The sequence below is a fragment of the Streptomyces sp. ADI95-16 genome, assembly GCF_003721495.1.
Lineage (GTDB): Bacteria > Actinomycetota > Actinomycetes > Streptomycetales > Streptomycetaceae > Streptomyces > Streptomyces goshikiensis.
The window spans coordinates 1750845-1773038 of sequence record NZ_CP033581.1 but is presented as its reverse complement, the minus strand read 5'-3'; the positions used below and the strand labels follow the sequence as shown (position 1 = coordinate 1773038).

Genomic DNA, 22194 nt, shown 5'->3' with positions numbered 1-22194 from the left:
GCGGCAGACCACACAGCTCTGAATCGTGGACTTCACTCAGCGCATGCTTGCGCGCCTCACCCTGCGTAGTCACCTCACCGATATGCCCGGCGAGCAGTTCGAGAAGCTGATTCATCACCTCCTGAGCCTTCGTCATCCGGATTTCGTGGCGGTCCGTACTCACGGCAACCTGGGTGACATGGGAGCCGACGGTCTCCTCCTTTGGGAGCGGGAGCTCTGGGCCTGCTACTCGCCGCAGACGGAGGACATCAACAAGGTCAAGGCCAAATTCCGGTCGGACTTGGAAAAGGCGCTCGCCAAGCGGCCCGACGCGTTCGACACGTTCCGATTTGCTGTCAACGACCTCAAGGGGATCCATCCCGAGCTCAGTGTTCTCATGACGGAGGCCCAGGAGCAGCTCCGCCCGCGGCGAGTGATCCCCTACGGATGGCATGCCCTGTGGGCCGACGTGATGCGCCTCGACCGGATGGCGGCGGAGGACCTCCTCGGATGCGAGCTTCCCGTGCAGGCGATGACGTACGGCATCGGGCTCACCGACGATCTGGAGGTGCTGCTCGCTCAGTTGGGTGAGCAGCGCCATGTCGCGGAACCCCTGGCCGCCATCCCTGAGGTGAACCAATACAAGATCCAGTGGAACGGGCTGACCGGCGATGTGCACAGTGCCCTGATCCAGGGGATGAAGCACAGCTATCTCGTGGACGGCTACTACCAGGGGATCGCCTCGCCGGACGAGTACGACCGGGTGGCAGGGGGATTCCGGGTCTACTACGAGCAGGTCCGTGCGGGAACGCCTGACGACGAGAAGCTGTGGGCGGCGCTGCAGCAGTACATCCTGGGCAACGCGAACCCGAGTCTGAGCTCCATGTACTGCGCCTGGATCGTGATCGCCTACTTCTTCCAGCAGTGCGATGTGTATGACGTTCCGCCCGAGGGCTGGGCGCCGGATGCGGCCGAGAGGAGTCAACCGTGATCACCCCCACCAAGGGGATCTCCCCCGACCGTTCCCTGCTCGCCGTCGGCGCCCAGATTGCCCGGGTCCTCGACACTCCCATGACCGTGACCCAGACGTGGTCGAGGTTCCGGGCTGAACGTACCCGTCTCGGACACCACTCCCCGGTCTCGTTCCAGTGGTTTGTCCTGGGGCTCGATGTGCTCTACTCGCTCGGCGTCGTCGAGCTCCGTGACGATCTGCTGACCCGGAGGAGGCGTGATGCTGCGACGGCTGACAGCTAACGACCCGCGTTTCCGTGCCGTCGACCTCCGGCCGGGAATGAACCTCCTTGTGGCAGAGGCGACACCTGGTTCCACCCGTACCGACAGCCGCAACGGAACCGGTAAGTCCAGCGTGGTCGAACTGCTGCACTTCCTGCTGGGTGCGGGAGTGAAGAAGACATCCCTCGCTGCCCGGCCCGCGCTGCGCACCACGACCTTCTCTCTCCTCCTGGACTGGCCCGGTCTCGACGAACCAGTGCAGGTCTCCAGGGGCGGCGCGAAGCCGAATCTGGTACGGACGGATCTCGCCGGTGCGGAGAGCGGCGAGAACCTCTTTTCCTTCCGCCACATGGCGGAGATGCCGCTGGCGGAGTGGTCGGCGCGTATCGAGAAGGAACTGTTTCGGCTGCCCGCCGACCACGCCGGGATCTCGGGGCGGGCGATGCTGGCGCTGCTCATGCGCCGGGTTGGGTCGCACGCTTTCAACGATCCGGTAAGGACGTTCCCGCAGCAGGCTCCTTCCGAGGCCGCCGCCAACCTTGCCTATCTGCTCGGCCTCGACTGGAGACTGGCCGGCGGGTACCGGGCCATCGCGCTACAGGAGGCCACGCGCAAGCAGCTGAAGGCAGCCCTAAACGACCCCGCCTGGGGTCAGGTCGTCGGCTCCACGGCGGATCTGCGGGCGAAGATCATCGTTGCCGAGGGCGACGTCGAAAACCTCAAGGCGGAGATCGCGTCCTTCCGGGTCGTGCCCGCCTACGAGGACCTCAAACGGCGGGCCGACGAACTGGACCAGAAAGTACGTGCCCTGCCGGAGGGCGACGTAATCGATCGGCGTAACCTGGCCGACCTCCGGCGAGCTGTCGCGGAGGCCAACGACCCCGACACCGCGTACCTGGACGCCGCCTACCGCGAGCTCGGTGTGGTGCTTCCCGGCCAGGTGCACCGGACCTTCGACGACGTTCGTGGCTTCCACGCGTCGGTCGTTCGCAACCGGCGGCGCTATCTCGCCGACGAGATCGACGAGACGGAGCAGCGTCTCGCGGAGCGGGTACGGGAGCGCGAGCGCCTGGGGGAGGAGCTCACCACCACGCTCAAGTCTCTGCGGGAAGGCGGGGCTCTTGACGGCCTGACGGGATTGCAACAGGTCCTCGCCCAGAAACAGGCGGCCCTCGAAGCGCTCCGGAAGCAGCACGAGACCGCGCAGGTCCTAGAGTCGACGGGGCGGGAGATCTCGGTCCGGCGTGCCGAGCTCCAGGAGGAGCTTGCCCTTGATCTGGAGGAGCGCGGGGAGCAGACACGCGAGGCGACCTGGATGTTCTCCCGGTTCGCCCGCCGTCTGTACGGGCAGGACCGTGAAGCGTATCTGCGGATCAACGCAGGCACGCACAGCCTGGAGATCACCGCTCATGTCGACAGCCGGGACAGCACTGGCATTAACAAGATGGTGATCTTCTGCCTGGACCTGACGGCGGCGGTGCTCGCGCACCGGCACGGAAGGGGTCCCGATTTCCTCGTCCACGACAGTCACCTCTTCGATGGCGTCGACGACCGCCAGGTCACTGAGGCGTTGCGGCTTGCTGCTGAGGTTGCCGAGCAGGAAGGGCTCCAGTACATCGCCACCTTCAACTCGGACAAGCTCCAGCGGGCGAGCGACGGCGGCTTCGATCCGGCGCCGTACATCGTTGAGCCGAGGCTCAACGACGAGTACGAAGACGGCGGGCTGTTCGGGTTCCGGTTCTGACTGTTCAAGCCGCTGCGCCTCCGGAGTTGACACGGATGGTGTGCGTCTTCGGAGGGGTTCCCCGCAGCGTCGGCATGTTGCTGCCCGTCCAGGCTGCCTCGGAGGAGCCTGTGGGGATCGCTCTACGAGGCGATCCCCGTGGGGACCAGCTGGGGACCATACGGTGTGCGCGATGGCGCACGATAGCCCTCCCCACGCACAACTTGCACCCGGATTAAGTCTGCTATGTGCAGACAATCCCGGTGGCCCGCACATCTGGGGGTCAAGGGGTCGCAGGTTCAAATCCTGTCGTCCCGACTGGGAGTTCGCTCCGCAGTCGTAGATCAGGGCCTTGTTTCACGAAAGTGGAACAGGGCCCTCGGTTGTTTCCGGGGGCCCCGCGCGGGGTCGGGGGTGTCAGGCCGGGACCGGGGGTGGGGTGACGGCCGGTTCGGGGGGCGGGGCCGGGGTGAGCCGGGAGGCCGTCACGTGGGAGACCACCACGGCCACGATCACGAGCGGCATCACGGTCACGCCGTCCGAGCCCAGCAGGAGCGTGGCGAGCAGTACGGACGTCATCGGCAGCTTGAGCAGGGCGACCGCCATCGCTCCCATGCCCATGGCGGCGGCCGAGATGTACGGCAGGCCGGGGAGGTGCGAGAGGGCGATGCCGCCCGCCGCGCCGATGAACAGGGCCGGGAAGATCGGGCCGCCGCGGAACGCCGACAGGCAGAGGCAGTAGCCGATGCCCTTGCAGACGACCAGCAGGGTGAGCGCGGCCCCGGTGTACTCGCCGGCGTGGAGCAGGACCTGGGGGAGCGCGCTCTGGCCGGAGAAGAGCACCTCCGAGGAGTCGTTGCCGGTGGCTTCGGCGTAGGCGATGGCCAGGCCGGCGACGACGAGGCCGAGCAGCGGGGTCCACAGCAGGCGGTGGCGCTTCACGTCCGTTTGCAGCCGCCGCGCGAGGCGTTGGATGGTGGTGCCCGCCGCGGCGGCCGCGACGCCGATCACGAGGGCCCAGCAGAACTGCGCGAGGTCCGGGCGGCCGGTGGCCGGCAGGCTCGGGATGACGAGCTGCCCGCCGCCGACGCCGGTCCAGGACCCGAGCCCGGTGAAGATCAGCGAGCCGATGCCCGAGGCCAGCAGTCCGGGGAGCAGGGTGAGCCCGAGTGCGGGCCCGCCGATTCCGGCGGTCTCCATGAGCAGGAAGGCGCCGAGCAGGGGCGAACCCAGCAGCGCGCTGATCGCCGCGAAGCTGCCGGAGGCCGCCACGACGGCCTGGGTGGTGGCGTCGGCCGTCGGCTGGACGCGCCGGATCGCGTACAGGGCGATGCCGCCGCCGAGCGCGATCAGCGGTGCCTCGGGTCCGATCACCGCGCCGAAGCCGAGCGAGGCCAGTGCCGCGAGCAGGATGCCGGCGATTTCGGCCGCGGGGGGCGCCCCCTTGGTGTTGAGGCCCTCGGCCGGCTCGTGGCCGCCGCTGCCCGGCAGGTACCGAATCGACAGCGCGACCAGCAGGCCGGAGAGCGCGAGGAGGGGCAGCGGCCACCACACGGGGGGCCGGGCGAATCCGAGGCCCCGGGGCAGGTCGTCGAACAGGGCCTGCTGGATCTGATCGACCGCCTGGAGGAACCCGTACGCGCCGGCGGACAGCACGACACCCAGGATGGCGGCGAGGAAGAGGAGCTTGAGGTAGCCCCGGGTGCGCAGCGGGCCGAAGGGGTCGGTGCGGAGGGAGGCGAACCCGCCGCCCTGGGGCGGCCCGTGCCGTTCCGGCGGAGTGGGTGACGTCAAAGTGGCTCCTCGATGCCGTCCTGGTCGATGGGTGCCGCTCCGGGAACGACGGCCTGGAGGGGGAGTGTCGCGGGCCCCGGCGGGCGGAGCGGGGCCGGCCTTCGGTCCGATGATGGCAGCATTACGGACAGTTCGGTCGTATTCACCCGCCCGTCAGGGCCTCCGGAGTCCGGGATCCGCCGCGTCGGCGCGGGGGAGGGGCGTCCGGGATCTGACGGCCCGGCAGCGGGCCGTACCCGCGCGGCACCGGCAGGGCATCGGCCTACGGGCGCTCGAAGAGCTGGAGCACGCCGCCGACCGAGAAGCACACCGCCCCCGTCAGCGTCCCCCAGTTGGCGATGCCCGTGTTGAGCAGGCTTCCGGTGGCGGGCCGGGTGAAGGCGGCCAGTGCCGAGACCATGAAGAGCAGCGAGCCGAACTGGTTCACGGCCACGACCCACCAGCCGAGGCTGCGCGAGCGCAGGCAGGGCAGGGACCGGTGGCAGATCTCGGCGAACGCGAGGTGGCCCGAGATCAGGAAGAGCACGCACCCGATCATGTCGGGGGTCCAGACGAGCCGGTTGACCTGCTGGACGCTCAGGCCCCGCAGGAACGAGTCCAGCAGGTTGACGCCGAACACGAGGGTTCCGACGAACAGTACGAACGTGCTCAGCCAGTCCAGCCGCATCGGCTCGTACCCCCACCACCGCCAGCCGGCCGTGACCAGCGCGCCGCCGCCGGGGGCGTGCCGGGGCGCGTTCAGCACCTGGAGGAGCGATACGTAGCCACCGGTGTTGAAGAACAGGCCGCCCGCGAAGTAGACCGAGGCGCTCAGCAGCGGATCGCCCGAGCCGAACTGGGAGATCGCGGCGCCGGCGGCGAAGAGCGCCCCGCCGGCCACGAAGGCACCGGAGGCGATGGCGTTGAGCCTGCGCAGCCGGCGCAGCGCCCGCGGGCCGGCGGTCGAGGGCCGGCCGGCCGCGTCCCCCGGGCCGCGGACCGACAGCACCCCGCGCCGGCGCGCGAGCCGCGACTCCCAGACCACCGTTTCCCCTTCGGCGCGCTGCCAGGTGAGCCGGGTGGTGAACGGTCCTGCGCCTTCGGCGTGCTGCTCGGGCTGTCCCACGGCCCGAGCCTAGTGCCGGGGGCGCCGTCCGGCGGGCAGTGAAACCCGGCGTCGCACCCGGGCGGGCTCAGGCCTCGGCGAGCCAGCCGGGAAGGGGTTCGCGGCGAGCCAGCCAGGACCCGGGGACGGCGCGGGTGCCGGTACGGGCGGCGACCGTGCCGCCGGTGATGGCGCAGGTGGTGTCGACGTCACCGAGCCCCTCCGCCGTGGTCCAGAGCGCGTCGGCCAGGCTGTCCAGGTTCCGGGCGGCCGACCACAGGGCGAACGGCACCGTGTCGCTCGCGCGGATCCTCGCGCCGTTGCCGAGGACGGCGGCGGCCCGGCGCGCGCCGGTGTCGGCGGGGAGTGCGGCCGCCTCGCGCAGTCCGTCCCCGACCGGCCCGGACGGCGTACGGTCGGCCACCTCCGTCAGGAACGCCACGGCCTGCGGCGCGGGCCGGTTCCGGCTGCGGGCGGCCAGCGCCGCCGCCAGGGCCACGGCCACCGCGCCCGCGACCGCCTCCGGGTGGGCGTGCGTGACCTCGGCGGAGAGCACGGCCTGTTCCGCCACCTCGTCGAGGTCCTCGTGGAACCAGGCGCCCAGCGGCGCCACCCGCATCGCCGCCCCGTTGCCGAGGCTGCCCGTGCCGTCGAACAGGTTCTTGCTCTCGGTCCGCCAACTCGACGGGTCCTGGGCGAGCTTGGGCAGCAGCTGGTGCATCCCGTACCCGTAGCCGCGGTACGCGTCGTCGAGGTAGGCCGCGGCGAAGGCCTCGGCCAGCTGGTCCTGGTGGGTGGCACCGTGCAGCGCCAGGACCCGGTAGACCGCGAGCGCCATCGCGGTGTCGTCCGTCCAGCGCCAGGCCGGGTCCTCGGGCGTCCGGCGCGCCCGGATCAGTTCGTACGGGTCCTGGCCCGGCCAGAAGAGCGGGAACCAGCGCTCCCCGAAGGCGTCGCCGAGGGCCAGGCCTTCGAGGGAGTCGCGGGCGGCGGCAGTTGAGGTCATGCCCGCATGCTGTCAGCGCCTCTTACCCGGCCGCACCCGGTTTCCCGGCGGCGGCGGCCGCGGCCGGACGCGGCGGCGTTCAGGAGGCCGCGACGCGCGGCAGGACGACCTCCGCCTCAGCCGCCCGCGCCTGCGCGGGTTCGACCGGCTCGGGCAGGGCGAACACCTTCAGGAAGAGCTGCGACAGCGGGCCGATGGCGAGCGCGTACGCGATCGTGCCGATGCCCGCGGTGCCGCCGAGCAGGAAACCGGCCGCGAGCACGGTCAGCTCGATGCCGGTGCGCACCAGCCGCACCGAGCGGCCCGTCCGCCGGTGCAGCCCGGTCATCAGGCCGTCGCGCGGCCCCGGCCCGAACGCGGCGGAGATGTAGAGGCCGGTCGCGACGCCGTTGAGGACGATGCCCGCCGTGAGCAGGGCCGCCTGCGGGACGAGGCCGTGCGCGTCCGGCAGGACGGCGAGGGTGGCGTCCATGGACAGGCCCACCGCGAAGACGTTGGACACGGTGCCCAGCCCCGGCCGCTGCCGCAGCGGCACCCACAGCAGCAGGACCAGCGCCCCGACGGCCACCGACACGGTGCCGATGCTCCACCCGAGCCGCTCGGCCAGGCCCTGGTGGAAGACGTCCCACGGGTCCAGGCCCAGGCCCGCGCGGACCAGGAAGGCCGAGCTCGCCCCGTACAGGGCGAGGCCGACGTAGAGCTGCGACAGCCGGCGGGGGAGGCGGCGCGCGCGGGGTGCGGGTCGCGGAGGGGTGGAGGACACCGGTGGAGCCTTTCCTGGGGCCAAAGATCGACGGATCTCACGGTGTGGCATGCGCCCACGGCCCCGACAGGGCCAATCCGACCCAAGTGGCCTTACTTCGGTGTCCGTGATCGCCCGCTTCGGCGGGCCGGTCTCCCGGCTCGCCCTTCCGGCGTGAGAACCGGCACATTTATGACCCGTTTAGTCCGAATTGGTGAATGATTGTGTCCGGTCTGGCCGTATTTGCGAATTCGCGGGTGGGGTGCCAGGCGCCATCGACGTCAAGCGCCACCGGGAGAGAGATGCGACGCGTACACGACCGGAAAGCCACTCTGCGGACAGCCCTGCCCCTCGCGGCCGGGGCCGCGGTTCTCGGCTTCGGCGGCCTCTACGTCACCGGCCTGATCGTGACCGGCGGCGCCGTGGCCGACGGCACCACCGTGCGCGGCGTCGACATAGGCGGCATGAGCCGTACGGAGGCCAAGACCGCCCTCGATCACCGGCTCGGCCCCGCCGCCGCGGCGCCGATGGAGCTGAAGATCGGCGACCGCGTCGAGAAGGCCGCTCCCGCCGCCTTCGGCCTGTCCGTGGACACCGCCGCCACCGCCGCGCGCGCCACCGACAACGGATCCGACCCCGTCACCGTCATCGGCCGCCTCTTCGCGCCCGAGCGGGACCGCGAGGTCGAGCCCGTGATCCGGGTGGACGCCCCGGCCGGGACGGCCGCGGCCGACCGGCTCGCCGCCGCCCGGCGCCAGGAGGCCCGCAGCGGCGCCATCACCTTCGAGGACGGCACCGCCAAGGTCACCGCCCCCGTCACCGGTGTCACCGTGCACGCGGGTCAGGCGGCGGACGCCGTCCGCGCCGCCTACCTGCGCCCGGCGTCCGGCCCCGTCGCGCTCCCGGTGAAGCGGACGGCCCCGGCCGTCGGGCCCCAGGAGACCGCCCGGGCCATGAAGGAGTTCGCCGAGCCCGCGATGTCCGGCCCGGTCACCCTCACCTTGGCGGGGAAGCCCGTCACCATCACGCCCACCGTGCTCGGCAAGCACCTGACGGTCAAGGACGACGGCCACGGCCGTCTCGTCCCCCACCTCGACGCGCAGGGGCTGCTGGACGACCCCGCGGTCGCCCGCCAGGTGGCCGAGGCCGCCCCCGCCCCGCGCAACGCGACGCTGCGCACCGACGCCGCGAACCGGGTGGTCGTCGCCGACGCCGGGCGCCCCGGGCTCAAGGTCACGGCCAAGGCCCTCGGGGACGCGGTCATGCCGCTGCTGACGCGCTCGGGAGCCGCCCGTAGCGCCGAGCTCGCCGCACCCGCCGTCCAGCCGCGCCTGACGGGCGCCGAGGCCGAGCGCCTGGGCATCAAGGAGCAGGTCTCGTCCTTCACCGTCAACTTCCCGGCCGCCCCGTACCGCACCACCAACATCGGGCGCGCCGTCGACCTGATCAACGGTTCGCTCGTCATGCCGGGCGATACGTGGAGCTTCAACAAGACGGTCGGCGAGCGGACCAAGGAGAACGGGTTCGTCGACGGCATCATGATCAACGACGGCCAGTTCACGAAGTCGCCCGGCGGCGGTGTCTCGGCGGTCGCGACGACCATGTACAACGCCCTCTTCTTCGCGGGCGTCAAGCCGCTGGAGCACGGGGCGCACTCGTTCTACATCGAGCGCTACCCCGAGGGCCGGGAGGCCACCGTCGCCTGGGGCACCCTGGACCTGCGCTGGAAGAACGACTCCGGTCACGCGATCTACATCCGGGCGCGGTCCACCGACACCTCGGTGACCATCAGCTTCCTCGGTACGAAGAAGTACGACGAGATACGCGCGACCCACGGGCCGCGTACCAACCCCGTCCCGCCGGGCAAGCGCACGGGCGCCGGCCCGACGTGCGAGGTGCAGACCCCGCTGGAGGGGTTCGACGTGTCCGTCGGCCGCGTCTTCGTCAAGGGTGGCCAGGAGGTCAAGAAGGAGACCTTCCGGACGCACTACACCCCGCGCGACGAGGTCACCTGCGACGCCGAGGGCCCGGCCGCGTCCCCCGCGCCGACGCCCGCCGCGCCGACGCCCGCCGCGCCGACGCCCGCCGCGCCGACGGCCTCCGCGCCGTCCCAGGCGTCGGCCTCCGTCCCCGCCGGGCAGGCCCGCGCCTGAGCCCGGAGCCCCGCGCCTGACCTGCCCGATCGGCTCGTGTGCCCCCGCCCGCCCCGCGTCAGCGCAGGCGGGCGGCGGCCGCGGCGAAGGGTGCCGCCTGCGCCGGGACGGTGGCCACGACGGCCACCCACGATCCGTCGGTGAACTGGATCTCCATCCGGCCCCGCTGCGTCACGCCCGGGCTGGCGCGCAGCGCGGCGATGGCCGACCTCGGGGCCTCCCAGTACTGCTTCATCGCGGGCGTGGCCTGCCACAGCGGCGAGACGTCGCTCAGCCCGAACCAGCGCCGGTCGGTGACGGCGAGGACGCCGGTGGCCGAGCCCCGCACGTTGGCGCGGCTCACCAGGAAGTGGCCGGCCGCGCTCTGCCAGCCGCCCTCCATGCTGGTGCCGTGCGCGAGCGCCGTGCCGGGGTCCTCCACCGGGTCCGGCGCGCGGTCGTGTCCGCGGGTGACCAACTGCCGCAGTGAGCGGGGGAGTCTCGCCTCGATGCGCCGGCCGAGGTCCGGGGGCTCCGGCGCGGCCAGCAGGTCCTCCGGCGGAAGCGGTACGCCGGGCCCCAGTTCGTAGGGACACGCGGCGATCAGCCGCTCGTCCGGATGCAGGAATCCCTGGGCTTGTTCGCGCCTCTCCTGGTTCAACGCGCCAGCTCCTGTTCAGTCGGTGGATCGGCGGGGCGAGGATTGTGTCCTGCCCCGAACGATTGTCGCTGACCTGGGATTCCTCTTGATCATCGGGATGCCGTGGCGGGCGGAACCCGGCAATTCCGGCGTACTCGGCGGCGCTCGGCCGGGCGTGTCGCAGCGGGAACCGGCCGATCCGCGAGGGCCGTCCGGGAGTCGCCCGGAAGCCGCCGGAAGGGGCCCGGAACCGTATCGCCACGGGTCCCGCGCGGACCGGAAGTGGAAGCGGATGGCGCGCGACCGGTTGATGGAACATGCGGGTTTCGGCCACATCTGGTATCCCCAACGGGCTTACAGGGCGCAGATCATGACCTGCTGTCAAGACCAACGCGCACAACCCGCTAAGCTTCCGGGCCGTTGTCATATGATCATTCGCTTTCGATCGTTTGAGGGTTCTGATGGTTCGAGTGGGATCGTCGCCCGGAAGTCCAGGGCCCACCTCACCCGTCGTGTGGGCGCTGCCCGCCCTGGTGACCGCCGCCGCCGCGGTGGCCGCCGTCGTCATCGTCTCGGCGCCTGCCCGCACCCCCGTCGCCTGGGTCGGTGCGGTGGCCTTCGTCGCCGTGGCGCTCTCCTGCGCCGAGGCCGCCCGGCGCGGCAGGGCGATCGCGGCCCTGCGGGCCACGGTCGCGGGCCAGGAGGCTTCCCTGTCGCGCCAGGAGGCCGAGACCGTACGCCTCGCGCAGGACCTCCTGCCCGACGTCGTGGAGCGGCTGCGCAAGGGGGAGTTCCCCGATGAGGTGCTCGCCTCCCTGGAGGACCCGGACGCCTACGAGCCGGGCCTGACGCCCGCGTTCCGGGCCGCCCACCAGGCGGTGCTGCGCTCGGTGCTCGACGCCGTCGTCGCCGAGGAGGACCTGCGCGACTCCGCGCAGCGCGCGTTCGTGAACATCGCCCGTCGCGTCCAGGCCATCGTGCACCAACAGGCCCAGGAACTGCGGGAGATGGAGGACCGGCACGGCCACAGCCCCGAGGTCTTCGGTGACCTGCTGCGGCTCGACCACGGCACGGCCCTGATCGGCCGGCTCGCCGACTCCATCGCCGTCCTCGGTGGCGCCCGGCCCGGCCGCCAGTGGAGCAAGGCCGTCCCGCTGTACAGCGTGATGCGCGGCGCCATGTCGCGGATCATCGACTACCAGCGCGTGGAGCTGCACTCCGTCTCGCAGGTCGCCGTCGTCGGCCCCGCCGTCGAACCGCTGATCCACGCGCTCGCCGAGCTGCTGGACAACGCGACCCGCTACTCCCCGCCGCGGACCAAGGTCCACCTGACCGCGGTCGACGTGAACTCGGGCATCGCCGTCGAGATCGAGGACGGCGGCGTGAGCATGAGCGAGGAGGCCCGCAAGCGGGCCGAGCGCATGCTGCGCCAGGCGCAGCAGGGCATCGACCTCAACGACCTCGGCGAGACGCCGCGCCTCGGCCTCGCCGTCGTCGGCCGCCTCGCGCAGGCGTACGACTTCCAGGTCTCGCTGCGTTCCTCCGCGTACGGCGGGGTGCGCGCCGTCCTGGTCATCCCCCAGGCCCTGATCACCACCGCCGAGGCCGCCACCGGTGTCGCCCACGGCATCGGTACCGCGTCCGGGCCCCGGGCGGCCCTGCCCGCGGCGGCCCGGCCGGCCGCGGCGCAGGCCGCGATCCCGCCCGCCCGCACCGAGGCCGCCCGCCCGGAGCCGGTACGCACCCAGCCCGCCCGCCCGGAACCCGCCCGCACCGAGGCCGCACGGCCCGAGGCGGCTCGCCCCAGGCACGCGAGGCCCGAGCACGCGCGGTCCGAGCACTCCCGGCCGGAGCCCGCGCGCCCGGCCACCGGGCCGCGGCTTGCGGCGGACGACGAGGAGATCCCCGTGGTCACCGAGCGGACCGCGAACGGCCTTCCGCAGCGCCGCCGCAAGGCCCACACCCCGGCGCCGGCCCTGCCCGGCGCCCACGACCGCACCACCGCGCCCGCACCCGAAGCGGCCCGGGCCATGACCGAGCCCGAGCCCCAGGTGCAGCCCGGAATGTGGCTGGCCGCCTTCCAGGGCGGCCTGTCCGGGGACAGTCAGACCGCCACGAGCCGGACCGGCGGAGCAAGCCAGAACACAGACGCCTCGCCGGACTCGGCGAGCAAGGGGGGACAGCCGTGAGTCAGCCGACCAATATGGACTGGATGCTCAAGGACCTGGCCGAGAGCGTTCCGCAGACCCGCCACGTCATCGTGCTCTCCGCCGACGGCCTGCGCATGGCGCAGTACGGCGCGGAGACCGACACCGCGGACCGGCTCGCCGCCGCCTGCGCCGGACTGCAGAGCCTGGCCGGCGCGGTCGCCTCCGAACTCCCCAACAGCAGCGGGCGGATGCGGCTCGTCGTCATCGAGATGGACGGCGGCTTCTTCTACCTGATGGCGGCCGGGGCCGGCGCCTACCTCGCCGTACTCGCGAACGAAGGCGTCGACGCGGGCCTGATGGGCCAGCGGATGCGCGATCTGGTCGCCCGGATCGGAGAGCACCTGAGCAGCCCGCCCCGCCGCGAGGGGCAGCCCGCGTGAGCAACCCGGGCCGGGGCTGGGAAGACGGCACCCCCGAGCGGCTCTACGTCATTACCGGCGGTCGCAGCGGACCTTTACAGTCCACCTCCCTCGACCTGGTGACGCTGATCATCGCCAGGTCGGGGCCCAGGCCCGGCATGCAGCCCGAGCACGCGGCGATCATGCGGCTGTGTCAGTCGCCGCTCTCGGTGGCCGAGATCTCCGCGTACCTCGGCCTGCCGGTGAGCGTGGTCACCGTACTGCTCGGTGACCTGCTCGCCGCCAACCAGGTGCTGTCACGCCCACCCGTCGCACCCGCCCAACTCCCGGACCTGGCACTGATTGAGGCAGTCATCGATGGACTTCGAAAGCTCTGAGAAGCCCGCGGGCCCGCGGCGCGAGGACGCGCTGCCGGCCACGGCCGCCGCCGCGGTCAAGGTCGTCATCGTCGGCGGGTTCGGGGTCGGCAAGACGACCCTGGTCGGCTCGGTGAGCGAGATCCGGCCCCTGACCACGGAAGAGACGATGACCCAGGCCGGGGTCGGCGTCGACGACATCCAGGGGGTGGAGCGCAAGAGCTCCACCACCGTGGCCATGGACTTCGGCCGCATCAGCATCAACGAGGAACTGGTGCTGTACCTGTTCGGCACCCCCGGCCAGCAACGTTTCTGGTTCCTCTGGCACGGCCTGTTCGAGGGCGCCCTGGGCGCCGTCGTCCTCGTGGACACCCGCAGGCTGGAGGTCAGCTTCGACGTGATCGGCCGGCTGGAGGAGCGCGGCGTACCGTTCGTCGTCGCCGTCAACTCCTTCCCCGAGGCGCCCGAGCACCCCCTGGACGAGCTGCGCGCCGCCCTCGACCTGCCCGAGTCCGTGCCGCTGGTCGTCTGCGACGCCCGGCGCCGTGACTCCAGCCGTGACGTCCTGATGGCGCTCATGCGCTACCTGCACTCCATCGCCGTGACCCCGGAGGCATCGTGAGCAGCCCGTACGCAGACCAGACCCCGCCGCCGGGCTGCCCGGCCCACCGGCTCTACGGGCCCGAGGCCGAGGCCGACCCGATGGGGCTGTACGAGAAGCTGCGCGCCGAGCACGGCGCCGTGGCGCCCGTCCTGGTCCACGGCGACCTCCCGGCCTGGCTGGTCCTCGGCCACCGCGAGAACCTGGACGTGGCGCGCACCCCGTCACGGTTCTCCCGCGACCCCCGCCGCTGGCGGGACATGCAGGAGGGCAACGTCCCGGCGGACCACCCGCTGACCCCGATGACGGCCTGGCAGCCCGTGTGCCACTTCGTCGACGGCGTGGAGCACGACCGGCTGCGCGGGGCGATCACCGAGTCGCTGGAGCGCTTCGACCGGCGCGGAGTGCGCCGGTACGTCAAGCGCTTCGCCGACCAGCTGATCGACGCCTTCGTCCAGTCCGGGCGCGCCGACCTGGTCGCCGCCTTCGCCGAGCCGCTGCCGATGCTGGTGATGACCCAGCTCGTCGGGGCGCCGGAGTCCTACGGGCCGCGCCTGGTCGAGGCCGCCCGCGACATGATCCGGGGCACCGAGACGGCCCTCATCAGCAGCGAGTACGTCACGGTCACCCTGCGCGAACTCGTCGCGCGCAAGCGGGAGGTGCCCGGACGGGACTTCACCACCTGGCTGCTGGAGCACCCCACGGCGCTCGGTGACGAAGAGATCGTGGAACACCTGCGCCTGGTGCTGATCGCCGCCTTCGAGACGACGGCCAACCTGATCGCCAACACCCTGCGCATGGTGCTCACCGACAGCCGTTTCCGCGCGAACCTCTCCGGCGGTCACATGACGCTGCCGGACGCGCTGGAGCAGGTCCTGTGGGACGAACCGCCGCTCATGACGGTCCTCGGGCGCTGGGCCACCGGTGACACCGAGATCGCCGGCGTGCGCATCGAGGCCGGGGACATGCTGCTGCTGGGCCTCGGCGCGGGCAACCTCGACCCCGAGATCCGCCCCGACGCGACGCTGCCCGTCCACGGCAACCGGTCCCACCTGGCCTTCAGCAGCGGCCCCCACGAGTGCCCCGGGCAGGACATCGGCCGGGCCATCGCGGACACCGGCATCGACACGCTGCTGACCCGGCTGCCCGACCTGGAACTGGCCGTCCCCGAGGGCGAGCTGGAGTGGAACTCCTCGCTGATGTCCCGTCATCTGGTGGCGCTCCCGGTGCGGTTCACCCCGCGCGGCAGCACGGTCACCGGGTCCACGCCCGTCCCCGTCACCGTCCCCCGGCCCCGGACCGAGGCCAGGCCGGCCACCGCGCCGGCAAGCGCGCCGTCCGGCCCGCCGGCCGGTGGCCGGCCGACGGGACGGACGTCCTTGTGGACGCGCCTGCTGGGCCGCGGCTGACTCAGCGCGACGAGCCGTCGAGCTGCTGCCACCACCAGGCGAGAGCCGGGACCGGCAGCGGCTCGACGCTCGGGTCGCTGGGCGTGTCGCTCCAGACGATGTCGAACGAGGCCTCCGCGGCGGGCAGCGCGTTGCGGTTGCGCGGACTGGCGTAGCGCGGGGCCCGGTTGTGGTACTCGGTGTCGCCCGCGATCCACTGCTCCAGCTGGACGAGGTAGCGTCCCAGCTGCTCGCCGGCGCCCCGGCCGAGCTGCTCGCGCAGCCGGACGAACAGGGTCATCGCCCGGTCCCGCAGCGCGAATGCGGCGGGCAGCGCCTCGGCGGGCGTACAACCGTCGCGCAGCGCCAGGACGTTGAGGAGGTTCTGCTCCCACGGCTCCTGGTGGTCGTCCTTGTTGTACGAGAACAGGTCGTTGTCGCAGCTGACGATGAACCCGGCCGCGTCGGTGAGCGCCTGGACGGGCGCCGAGTACAGCACGTCGGCCGGCACGTCGATGCCGTTCGCCACATCGCACCAGGTGAGGGTGAACCGGGTGCCGTTCGCCGCCATCCGCATCGCCGCGAAGTCGTTGAGGCCGGGCATCCCGCCCCGCTCCGCGTTGGCCGTCTGGCAGGCCGCGCCGAAGACCCAGTCCCGGATGCCCTCGGTGAAGCGGCGGAGCTGGAAGGGGGTCAACACGGCCCGGGTACGGGCCACCAGGTCCTCCAGCGCGTCGGTGTGCGGCCCGGGGGGCAGCAGACCGGCGCCGGGGGTCTCGACGGTGCGGACCAGCCGCGCGCCGTGGTCGGCGACGGCCGCGGTCCGGGCCGCGAGCGAGTGGTCGGAGTCCTGCCAGTCGTCCGTGGCGAACGCCCAGTAGTTCCACTGGGTGAACAGGAGCATCGGCTCCACGTCGCCGTACGGGATGATCCGGCTGGTGAACTCGGCGCTACGGGTGGCCAGTCCCCAGGCGCGCTCGGTGGCGTTCGGGTAGAGGCCGTACGAGTCGATCCACGCGATGGCCCGCTCTTCGAGCTCCGCCGCCTTGGGGTGGATGAGGTCGCGCTCGAACGGGCAGTAGAACGGCGGGAGTCGCCAGCCGATGCGGGACGGGTGCGCGTCGGCGTCGTACACGGGCGGCATCGGTCAGTTTCCCCCGCCCAGACGGAACAGCAGCAGCCGGGTCTCCAGCGCGTGGTCCCGCCAGATCCGGAACAGCTTGCCGTGGGTGATGGTCGACTCCTGGAGCCGTTCGCGGCTCCAGGCCGACTGGATCCCGGAGCGCTCGACGCCGTCGAGCTCGGCGGTGTTCCACGCCATGGACTGCACCCAGAACTCGGCGACCCGGTCGGTGACGTCCTCGTCCTGCTCCAGCTCGAAGCCGGCGGCCTCGGCGGCGGTGATGTACTCGGTGAGGGTGCCGAGCCGGGTCTTGTAGTAGCCGTCGATGAATTCGGTCCACTCGGGACGGCATATGAAGTGTTCCTGGATGCCGAACCAGCCGCCCGGCTTCAGGGCCCCCGCCACCACCTGGAAGAGCCGCTCGCGGTCCATGTAGCCGGAGCTCTCGTTCGCGTACGCGGCGTCGTACTTCTGCCGGGTGCTGAAGCCGTGGATGTCGGCGAGGAGCGGGGTCACCCGGTCGCCGACGCCCGCCTGGCGGGCGAAGTCCTCGATGACGGGGACGTGATCGGCCGCGACCGTGAGCCCCGTGACCGAAGCGCCGTGCTCCTGGGCCCAGTAGAGGGAACCGCCGCCGACCCCGCAGCCGATGTCGAGGACGCGGGCGGGCGGGGTGGCGTACGCGCCCCAGCTGCGGGCCGCGTGCTCGACGATCGCCTCCTGCGATTCGACGATGCGGCGCTTGAGCACGCGCTGGGAGACCGTCGTGTTGGGGGTGGCGCCGGGGGCGAAGAGCCCCATGTGGAAGTGGACTCTCGGTCCGGGGCCGTATTTGTGGAGGATGTCGGCCGTCTTGCGGCTGTAGTAGAGCGGCACTTGGCTCTCGTCGAACGCCTGGCCGCCAGTGGGGGGCTGGATGGCGAGGTTGCTGTCCATCGGTTCTCCGGTCCTGCGGTCGTGGGGGTGTTGTCGGCCGCCCCGCTCTGCCCGTAAGCGATCGATAAAGATGCGTGATCGCTCGGGACATGAGCATAGCCACACTTGAAACGGCCACATTTTCGGTCAATTGACGTTACATCAGGAGTGGTGGATGGGGATTGAGTGAACGTCAGAAGGGGTACTGGCGCGATCATTTCCCCAGATATGGCCGATAGTGCAGGTCGGGTCAACAATTGTGGATTCGTCTCTTCCGAAGGGCCGCGCCCGGCACCTACGATTCCGAATCATGATCCCCCCCGGGCCCGGGCTCGACCGGGCGCTGAGCCTGGCGGAGTTCCTCGGCCCCGACGGCGTCGACCACTTCGTCCGACCCGCCGCGCCCCCGTGCCCCACCGGCGGCGCCGCCACCCCGCTCGGCCTGGCGGAAAGCGTGCTGCGCCCCGCTACGCGCGGCCGGTAGCGCGGAGCACGACGACTTCCTCAGGTCAAAGGACGACATGGACATCAAGAGAATGCGCCGCACCCGGGACGACCTCATCCGCGGCATCGAGCTGCACGCTCCCGTCGAACCCGCCGTCGTCTTCAGCGCGCTCTGCGAGGCGATGGCCAGGCGGCACGGCCGGCCCGTCGAACCTCACCTGGTGTCCTTCCCGGTCAGCACCGTCAGCGGCCTGCTCGTGTGGACGCGGACCCGCAACCTCGTCCTCATCGAGGCCAACACCGACCCGGAGCACCAACTGGGCATCCTCGGCCACGAGCTGTGGCACATGGAGGAGGACTCCGGCCACGCCCAGATCCTCGGCGAGTCGGACTGCGCCGACCTCTTCGCCCCCGACCTGAGCGCCAGCACCGTCGAGCGGATCGCCGCCCGCTCCTCCGCCCGCACCGACTGCGGGGAGGACGGCGAGCGCGCCTGCGAGCTGTTCGGCTCCCTGCTCGCCATGCGCAGCAAGCACTGGCTCGGCAAGGGCGCCCACGTCCCGCAGTCCTCCAGCGCCTTCGGACACAAGCTCAACGTCTCCCTGGGACCGGCGGGCGGCGGCGCTTGGTGAGCGAGAACAGCGGCTTCTGGGTCGTCTCCGGCCTGATGTGGCTCGCGTTCCTCGGCAAGGCGCCCGGCCTGCGCCACAACCGCGACCCGCTGTACGTCCTCGTCTGCGGCGTCCTGCTCCTCGGCGGCACCTGCTTCGCCTGCGCCAACCCCGACGTGATCGGCGTGGTGAACGCCGCGACCGGCATCCCCAACGTCAGCGCGCCGCTGGTGTACGCGATGCTCACCGTGGAGAGCGCGCTCGTCCTCACCCTGATCATCTACTGGCGCGACTGGAGCCCCGAGAAGGCCGGCCGCTGGGTGCGCTGGCTGATGGCCGCCTACGGACTCGCCGTCATCGGCATCGTCACCCTCTTCGCGCTCGGCGACGCACCCGTGGAACGCCGGGTGGACTTCGACCCGTACTACGCCAAGACCCCGTTCATCAGGGAAATGATCCTGCTGTACCTCGCCGCCCACACCGTCGCCGGAGTCATGGCGACCGTACTGTGCGTGCGCTGGGCCGCGGGCGTCACCGGGCCGAAGTGGCTGCGCCGCGGCCTGCGGGTGCTCATCCTCGGCTTCGCCCTCAACATCGGGCTCGACGGGTCGAAACTGCTCGCCGTCACCGCACGCTGGTGCGGCGGCACCCGGTGGGACTGGCTGGACTCCGAGGTGTCCCGGGGGTTCGCCTTCGCCTGCACCCTCTTCACCGGGATCGGCTTCGTGCTGCCGATGGTCGGGGGCAGTGTGGAGCGCACCCTGTGGGCGAAGCGGGTCTTCCTGCGACTGGGTCCGCTGTGGCGGGCCCTGCGCGAGGCCACGCCCGCCGTCGCGGCCGCCCTCCCGGTGCCGTGGTGGGACGTCGAGCTCAAGGCGACCCGGCGGGTCGCCGAGGTACAGGACGGCCGGCTCGCCCTGCGGCCGTACCGGAACCCGGACGTCGCGCGGGCGGCCGCGGCGCGGGCTTCGGCGCTACGGCTGGCCCCGGCCAAGGTGGCGGCCGCCGTGGAGGCCGCCGTCCTGGTCGACGCCATGGCCGCCAAGGCGGCGTCCGGGGACGCCGAGCCCCCGCTCCTCGACGACGGCACCGCGACCGCGCTGCCGGCGCTCGACCAGCGGGCGCTGCTCCGGGTGTCCCGGATGATCCGCCGGCCGCCGTTCCATCTGACGGCGGGCACTCCCGCGCTCAGGCGTATCCCGGCGGGATCCGGGCAGGGGCCGGGGGAGCGGTGTGAGGGGTGATGCCGGATGGTGACTCCAGTGGACCGGGAACGCTTCACCGTGGCGGTCGAGGCCGCCGACGGGGCCGTCGTCCTCGCGCCCGCCGCGGAGCTCGGCCACGACCCGGCCCGGGCGCCGTGGAGCGGGGGTTGAGCCCCGTGGAGGAACGCGGACGCCACCCCGAACCCGCCGGCCGGATCCGACGCCTGGTGCTGGACGGGACCACCGACGTCGTCACCCGCAGCCGTGACTTCACCCGGCGGGCGCTGACCGCCTGGCGGTGGCTGCCGCCGGGGACGGACGAGGACCGCGAGGCGGCCGAGGACGTACTGCTGCTGGTGTCGGAGGTGGTCGCCAACGCCTGCCTGCACGGGGGCGGGCCGACCGCCCTGGTCCTGGACTGCACCCCGGAGCGGCTGCGGATCGAGGTGACGGACGGGAACCCGACGCCGCCGACGCCGCTGTCCCCCCGCCCCGCGGGCGGGGGCCGGCCCGGGGGGTACGGGTTGCTGATCGTGGAACGGCTGGCCCGTAGCTGGGGTTCCCAGCCGGGAGCGGGCGGCAAGTGCGTGTGGGCCGAGGTGGCCTGCCCGCCCCCGGTGCGACGGCGGCTCCCGGCCTGGTGACCGCCGGGGGCCGGGGCGCCGCGCGGGCGGGTCCTCAGCTCGGGCCGGCTGGCCGCAGGGGCGCACCGGTGCACGGGCGCATGCGTGCCCAGGCGCTCACGCCCCGCCGCCCAGGCGCTCAGCCGCCCGCCGCCCAGGCGCTCAGGCGTTCAGGGCCGCGATGATCTCGGCGGTCGTGCTGACCCGGCCGATGCGGGGGAAGATCTTCCCGAAGCTGTGCGCGTGCGACGCGGCGTCCGTGTCGGCGGTGGCGTCCTCGGCGAAGACCAGGCTGTAGCTGTGCTCCCAGGCCGTACGGGCGGTGGACTCGACGCCGACGCTGGTGGAGATGCCGCCCAGCACGATGCGGTGGATCCCGCGCCGCCGCAGCTGGAGGTCGAGCTCCGTACCGGTGAAGGCGCCCCAGTGGCGCTTGGTGACGACCACGTCACCGAGGGCGGCGAGCTCGGCCGGGATCTCGGAGAACGCGGCGGGCGGCGCGATGGCGGGCCCCGGGCGGTCCACATCGGTGGTCGGCAGATCGCCGCCGTCGGGGGACCAGGCGACCTTGACCAGGACCACCGGCAGCTTCCGGGCGCGGAAGGCCTCGGCGAGCGCGATCCCGTTGCGCAGGATCTCCGAGGAGGGCTTGGCGGTCGGCAGGCTCAGGATGCCGTTCTGGAGGTCGATGAGGACGAGCGCGGTGCTGGAGTCGAGCGTCAGCGTGTCGGTCATGGGAGCTCCTCGGTACGTGGGGGCGTTCCGCTTCCGCCCCGGCCACCGCGCCGCTCCGCCGGTGATCACGCGGGCGGAGTGCCGGTCTCGGGGCGACCTTAGGGATCTACGGGCAGCCCTCGCAAGCCGCCCGCGCCCGGGGCGCCCGGGTCGGGGTCCGGGAGGCGGCGGGCCAGGGCCCAGGCCAGCAGGGGCAGGAGGGCCAGGGGGAGCAGGGCCGTGCGCAGGGAGGTCGCGTCCGCGGCGGCGCCGATCAGGGGGCTCGCCACGCCGCCGACGCTCACCGTCAGCCCGAGGGTCACCCCGCTCGCCGTGCCCATCCGGGTCGGCAGGTAGTCCTGGCCGAGGGTGACCTGGAGGGAGAGCGGCACGTACAGCGCGGCGGCGGCCAGCGCCGCGCACCCGTAGACGAGGGGCAGCGGCAGGAACAGGATCCCGGCGATGGCGGGCACGGCGGCGGCGTAGGCCCGGCGCACGGTGGTGACCCGGCCCCAGCGGGAGGCGAGGCGGCCGCCGAGCAGGGTGCCGCCCGCACTGCCCGCGAAGAGGGCGAACAGGGCGACGGCCCCGGCGGTCTCACCGCCGCCGCGCTCGCGCACGTACAGGGCGATGAAGGTGCTCAGCCCGGTGAAGGCGACCGAGCGGACGATGACGACCAGCGACAGCCGCGCGAACGCCCGCCGGTCCTCCGGGCCCGGTGCCGCCTCCGGCGTCGCGGCGCCCGGCGCGCCCGCTCCGCCGCGCCGACGGGCGGCGGCCGGGGGCCGGTTGAGGAAGGCGCCGAGCGCGGCCGGCAGGGCCAGCAGCCACCAGCCCGCCGCCCCGGGCACCGACAGGGCGGCGAAGACCAGCAGCGGAGCGCAGGCGAAGCCGATGTTCCCGCCCAGCGCGAACCAGCTCATGGCCGAGTGTCCGGAGCCGCCGCCCAGCGCGGTGCGGACCAGCCGGGCGGCCGCCGGGTGGTACGCGGCGACCCCCAGCCCGGACAGGGCCACCGCGGCCACCGTGGCCGGATATCCGGCGTCCGCCCCGACCAGCGCGACGCCCACGCCGGCGGCGGCGGTGCTCAGCGGTATCAGCCACGGCATCGGCCGGCGGTCGGCCAGCACCCCGAACAGCGGCTGGATGACGGAGGACAGCAGCGAGGCGGCGAGCACGATGCCGGACGCGGCCGCGTAGCCGTAGCCGCGCTCGGAGACGAGGAAGGGCACGAGCGCGGCGACGGCGCCCTGGTAGACGTCCACGCAGGCGTGGCCCGCCGACAGGGCGGCCGTCCGCCGGCGCAATGCGG

General features: G+C 72.5%; 23 protein-coding genes. 14 read left to right on the top strand and 9 right to left on the bottom strand.

The window, feature by feature from the left end; genetic code table 11:
- The first annotated feature begins 43 nt into the window (after positions 1-43).
- From EES41_RS07480 to EES41_RS07470, 3 genes are read left to right on the top strand one after another with little or no spacing between them, the layout of a single operon-like run.
- Positions 44-970, top strand: coding sequence for an ABC-three component system protein (locus tag EES41_RS07480; protein WP_164495785.1), 927 nt, complete (start codon positions 44-46; stop codon positions 968-970).
- A complete protein-coding gene (locus tag EES41_RS07475; RefSeq protein WP_123076716.1) occupies positions 967-1233 on the top strand; it encodes an ABC-three component system middle component 6 in 267 nt (88 codons plus the stop codon). Before EES41_RS07480 ends, EES41_RS07475 begins: the two co-directional genes overlap by 4 nt.
- Positions 1211-2956, top strand: coding sequence for an ABC-three component system protein (locus EES41_RS07470; RefSeq protein ID WP_123076715.1), 1746 nt, complete (start codon positions 1211-1213; stop codon positions 2954-2956). The genes EES41_RS07475 and EES41_RS07470 overlap by 23 nt, the downstream gene beginning before the upstream one ends.
- A gap of 396 nt (positions 2957-3352) precedes the next feature.
- Here the strand turns inward: EES41_RS07470 and EES41_RS07465 are convergent, their stop codons facing one another.
- From EES41_RS07465 to EES41_RS07450, 4 genes are all read right to left on the bottom strand, one after another.
- Positions 3353-4729 (bottom strand): chloride channel protein, encoded by a 1377-nt coding sequence (locus EES41_RS07465; RefSeq protein ID WP_123076713.1) that lies wholly within the window; start codon positions 4727-4729, stop codon positions 3353-3355.
- 262 nt (positions 4730-4991) lie between these two features.
- Positions 4992-5834, bottom strand: coding sequence for a hypothetical protein (locus EES41_RS07460; protein ID WP_123076711.1), 843 nt, complete (start codon positions 5832-5834; stop codon positions 4992-4994).
- Between the two features lie 67 nt (positions 5835-5901).
- On the bottom strand, positions 5902-6819 hold the full coding sequence (locus EES41_RS07455) for an ADP-ribosylglycohydrolase family protein (protein ID WP_123076709.1): 918 nt from the start codon (positions 6817-6819) through the stop codon (positions 5902-5904).
- A gap of 79 nt (positions 6820-6898) precedes the next feature.
- On the bottom strand, positions 6899-7582 hold the full coding sequence (locus tag EES41_RS07450; RefSeq protein ID WP_254211370.1) for a YitT family protein: 684 nt from the start codon (positions 7580-7582) through the stop codon (positions 6899-6901).
- Between the two features lie 281 nt (positions 7583-7863).
- Between EES41_RS07450 and EES41_RS07445 the strand changes: the two genes are divergently transcribed.
- A complete protein-coding gene (locus tag EES41_RS07445; RefSeq protein WP_123076707.1) occupies positions 7864-9714 on the top strand; it encodes a VanW family protein in 1851 nt (616 codons plus the stop codon).
- A gap of 58 nt (positions 9715-9772) precedes the next feature.
- Here EES41_RS07445 and EES41_RS07440 read toward each other — a convergent pair whose 3' ends face one another.
- A complete protein-coding gene (locus tag EES41_RS07440; RefSeq protein WP_123076705.1) occupies positions 9773-10354 on the bottom strand; it encodes a hypothetical protein in 582 nt (193 codons plus the stop codon).
- A 440-nt stretch (positions 10355-10794) separates the two neighbouring features.
- Between EES41_RS07440 and EES41_RS07435 the strand changes: the two genes are divergently transcribed.
- Genes EES41_RS07435 through EES41_RS07415 form a run of 5 tightly spaced genes read left to right on the top strand, consistent with a single transcriptional unit; the run spans position 10795 to position 15268 of the window.
- Positions 10795-12522 (top strand): sensor histidine kinase KdpD, encoded by a 1728-nt coding sequence (locus EES41_RS07435; RefSeq protein WP_123076703.1) that lies wholly within the window; start codon positions 10795-10797, stop codon positions 12520-12522.
- A gap of 14 nt (positions 12523-12536) precedes the next feature.
- Entirely contained in the window at positions 12537-12923 is a 387-nt protein-coding gene (locus EES41_RS07430) for a roadblock/LC7 domain-containing protein (RefSeq protein ID WP_037795596.1), read from the top strand.
- A complete protein-coding gene (locus tag EES41_RS07425) occupies positions 12920-13279 on the top strand; it encodes a DUF742 domain-containing protein (RefSeq protein ID WP_073780262.1) in 360 nt (119 codons plus the stop codon). Before EES41_RS07430 ends, EES41_RS07425 begins: the two co-directional genes overlap by 4 nt.
- Positions 13260-13880 carry an ATP/GTP-binding protein gene (locus EES41_RS07420; protein ID WP_123076701.1) on the top strand — a complete coding sequence of 207 codons (621 nt, stop codon included), beginning with the start codon at positions 13260-13262 and terminating at the stop codon, positions 13878-13880. The genes EES41_RS07425 and EES41_RS07420 overlap by 20 nt, the downstream gene beginning before the upstream one ends.
- Positions 13877-15268, top strand: coding sequence for a cytochrome P450 (locus EES41_RS07415; RefSeq protein ID WP_123076699.1), 1392 nt, complete (start codon positions 13877-13879; stop codon positions 15266-15268). Before EES41_RS07420 ends, EES41_RS07415 begins: the two co-directional genes overlap by 4 nt.
- Before the next feature lies 1 nt (position 15269).
- On the opposite strand, the gene EES41_RS07410 is transcribed toward EES41_RS07415, so the two are convergent.
- Together EES41_RS07410 and EES41_RS07405 are read right to left on the bottom strand one after the other, a co-directional pair.
- Positions 15270-16391 (bottom strand): hypothetical protein, encoded by a 1122-nt coding sequence (locus EES41_RS07410; RefSeq protein ID WP_164495784.1) that lies wholly within the window; start codon positions 16389-16391, stop codon positions 15270-15272.
- 3 nt (positions 16392-16394) lie between these two features.
- Positions 16395-17306 carry a methyltransferase domain-containing protein gene (locus EES41_RS07405; RefSeq protein WP_123076697.1) on the bottom strand — a complete coding sequence of 304 codons (912 nt, stop codon included), beginning with the start codon at positions 17304-17306 and terminating at the stop codon, positions 16395-16397.
- Positions 17307-17595: 289 nt separating this feature from the next.
- Here EES41_RS07405 and EES41_RS41325 point away from each other — a divergent pair, with 289 nt between their 5' ends.
- From EES41_RS41325 to EES41_RS07390, 5 genes are read left to right on the top strand one after another with little or no spacing between them, the layout of a single operon-like run.
- Entirely contained in the window at positions 17596-17769 is a 174-nt protein-coding gene (locus EES41_RS41325) for a hypothetical protein (RefSeq protein ID WP_164495783.1), read from the top strand.
- 37 nt (positions 17770-17806) lie between these two features.
- Positions 17807-18361, top strand: coding sequence for a hypothetical protein (locus EES41_RS07400; RefSeq protein WP_250569603.1), 555 nt, complete (start codon positions 17807-17809; stop codon positions 18359-18361).
- Positions 18358-19584: an MAB_1171c family putative transporter gene (locus EES41_RS07395; RefSeq protein WP_123076695.1), complete on the top strand. Its 1227-nt coding sequence runs from the start codon at positions 18358-18360 to the stop codon at positions 19582-19584. The genes EES41_RS07400 and EES41_RS07395 overlap by 4 nt, the downstream gene beginning before the upstream one ends.
- Positions 19585-19590: 6 nt before the next feature.
- Positions 19591-19716: a hypothetical protein gene (locus EES41_RS43795; protein ID WP_302186152.1), complete on the top strand. Its 126-nt coding sequence runs from the start codon at positions 19591-19593 to the stop codon at positions 19714-19716.
- Between the two features lie 5 nt (positions 19717-19721).
- Positions 19722-20189: an ATP-binding protein gene (locus tag EES41_RS07390; RefSeq protein WP_254211739.1), complete on the top strand. Its 468-nt coding sequence runs from the start codon at positions 19722-19724 to the stop codon at positions 20187-20189.
- Positions 20190-20330: 141 nt separating this feature from the next.
- Here the strand turns inward: EES41_RS07390 and EES41_RS07385 are convergent, their stop codons facing one another.
- Positions 20331-20903 carry a hydrolase gene (locus EES41_RS07385; RefSeq protein WP_123076691.1) on the bottom strand — a complete coding sequence of 191 codons (573 nt, stop codon included), beginning with the start codon at positions 20901-20903 and terminating at the stop codon, positions 20331-20333.
- 98 nt (positions 20904-21001) lie between these two features.
- Positions 21002-22168, bottom strand: coding sequence for an MFS transporter (locus EES41_RS07380; protein ID WP_123082331.1), 1167 nt, complete (start codon positions 22166-22168; stop codon positions 21002-21004).
- Positions 22169-22194: the final 26 nt, after the last annotated feature.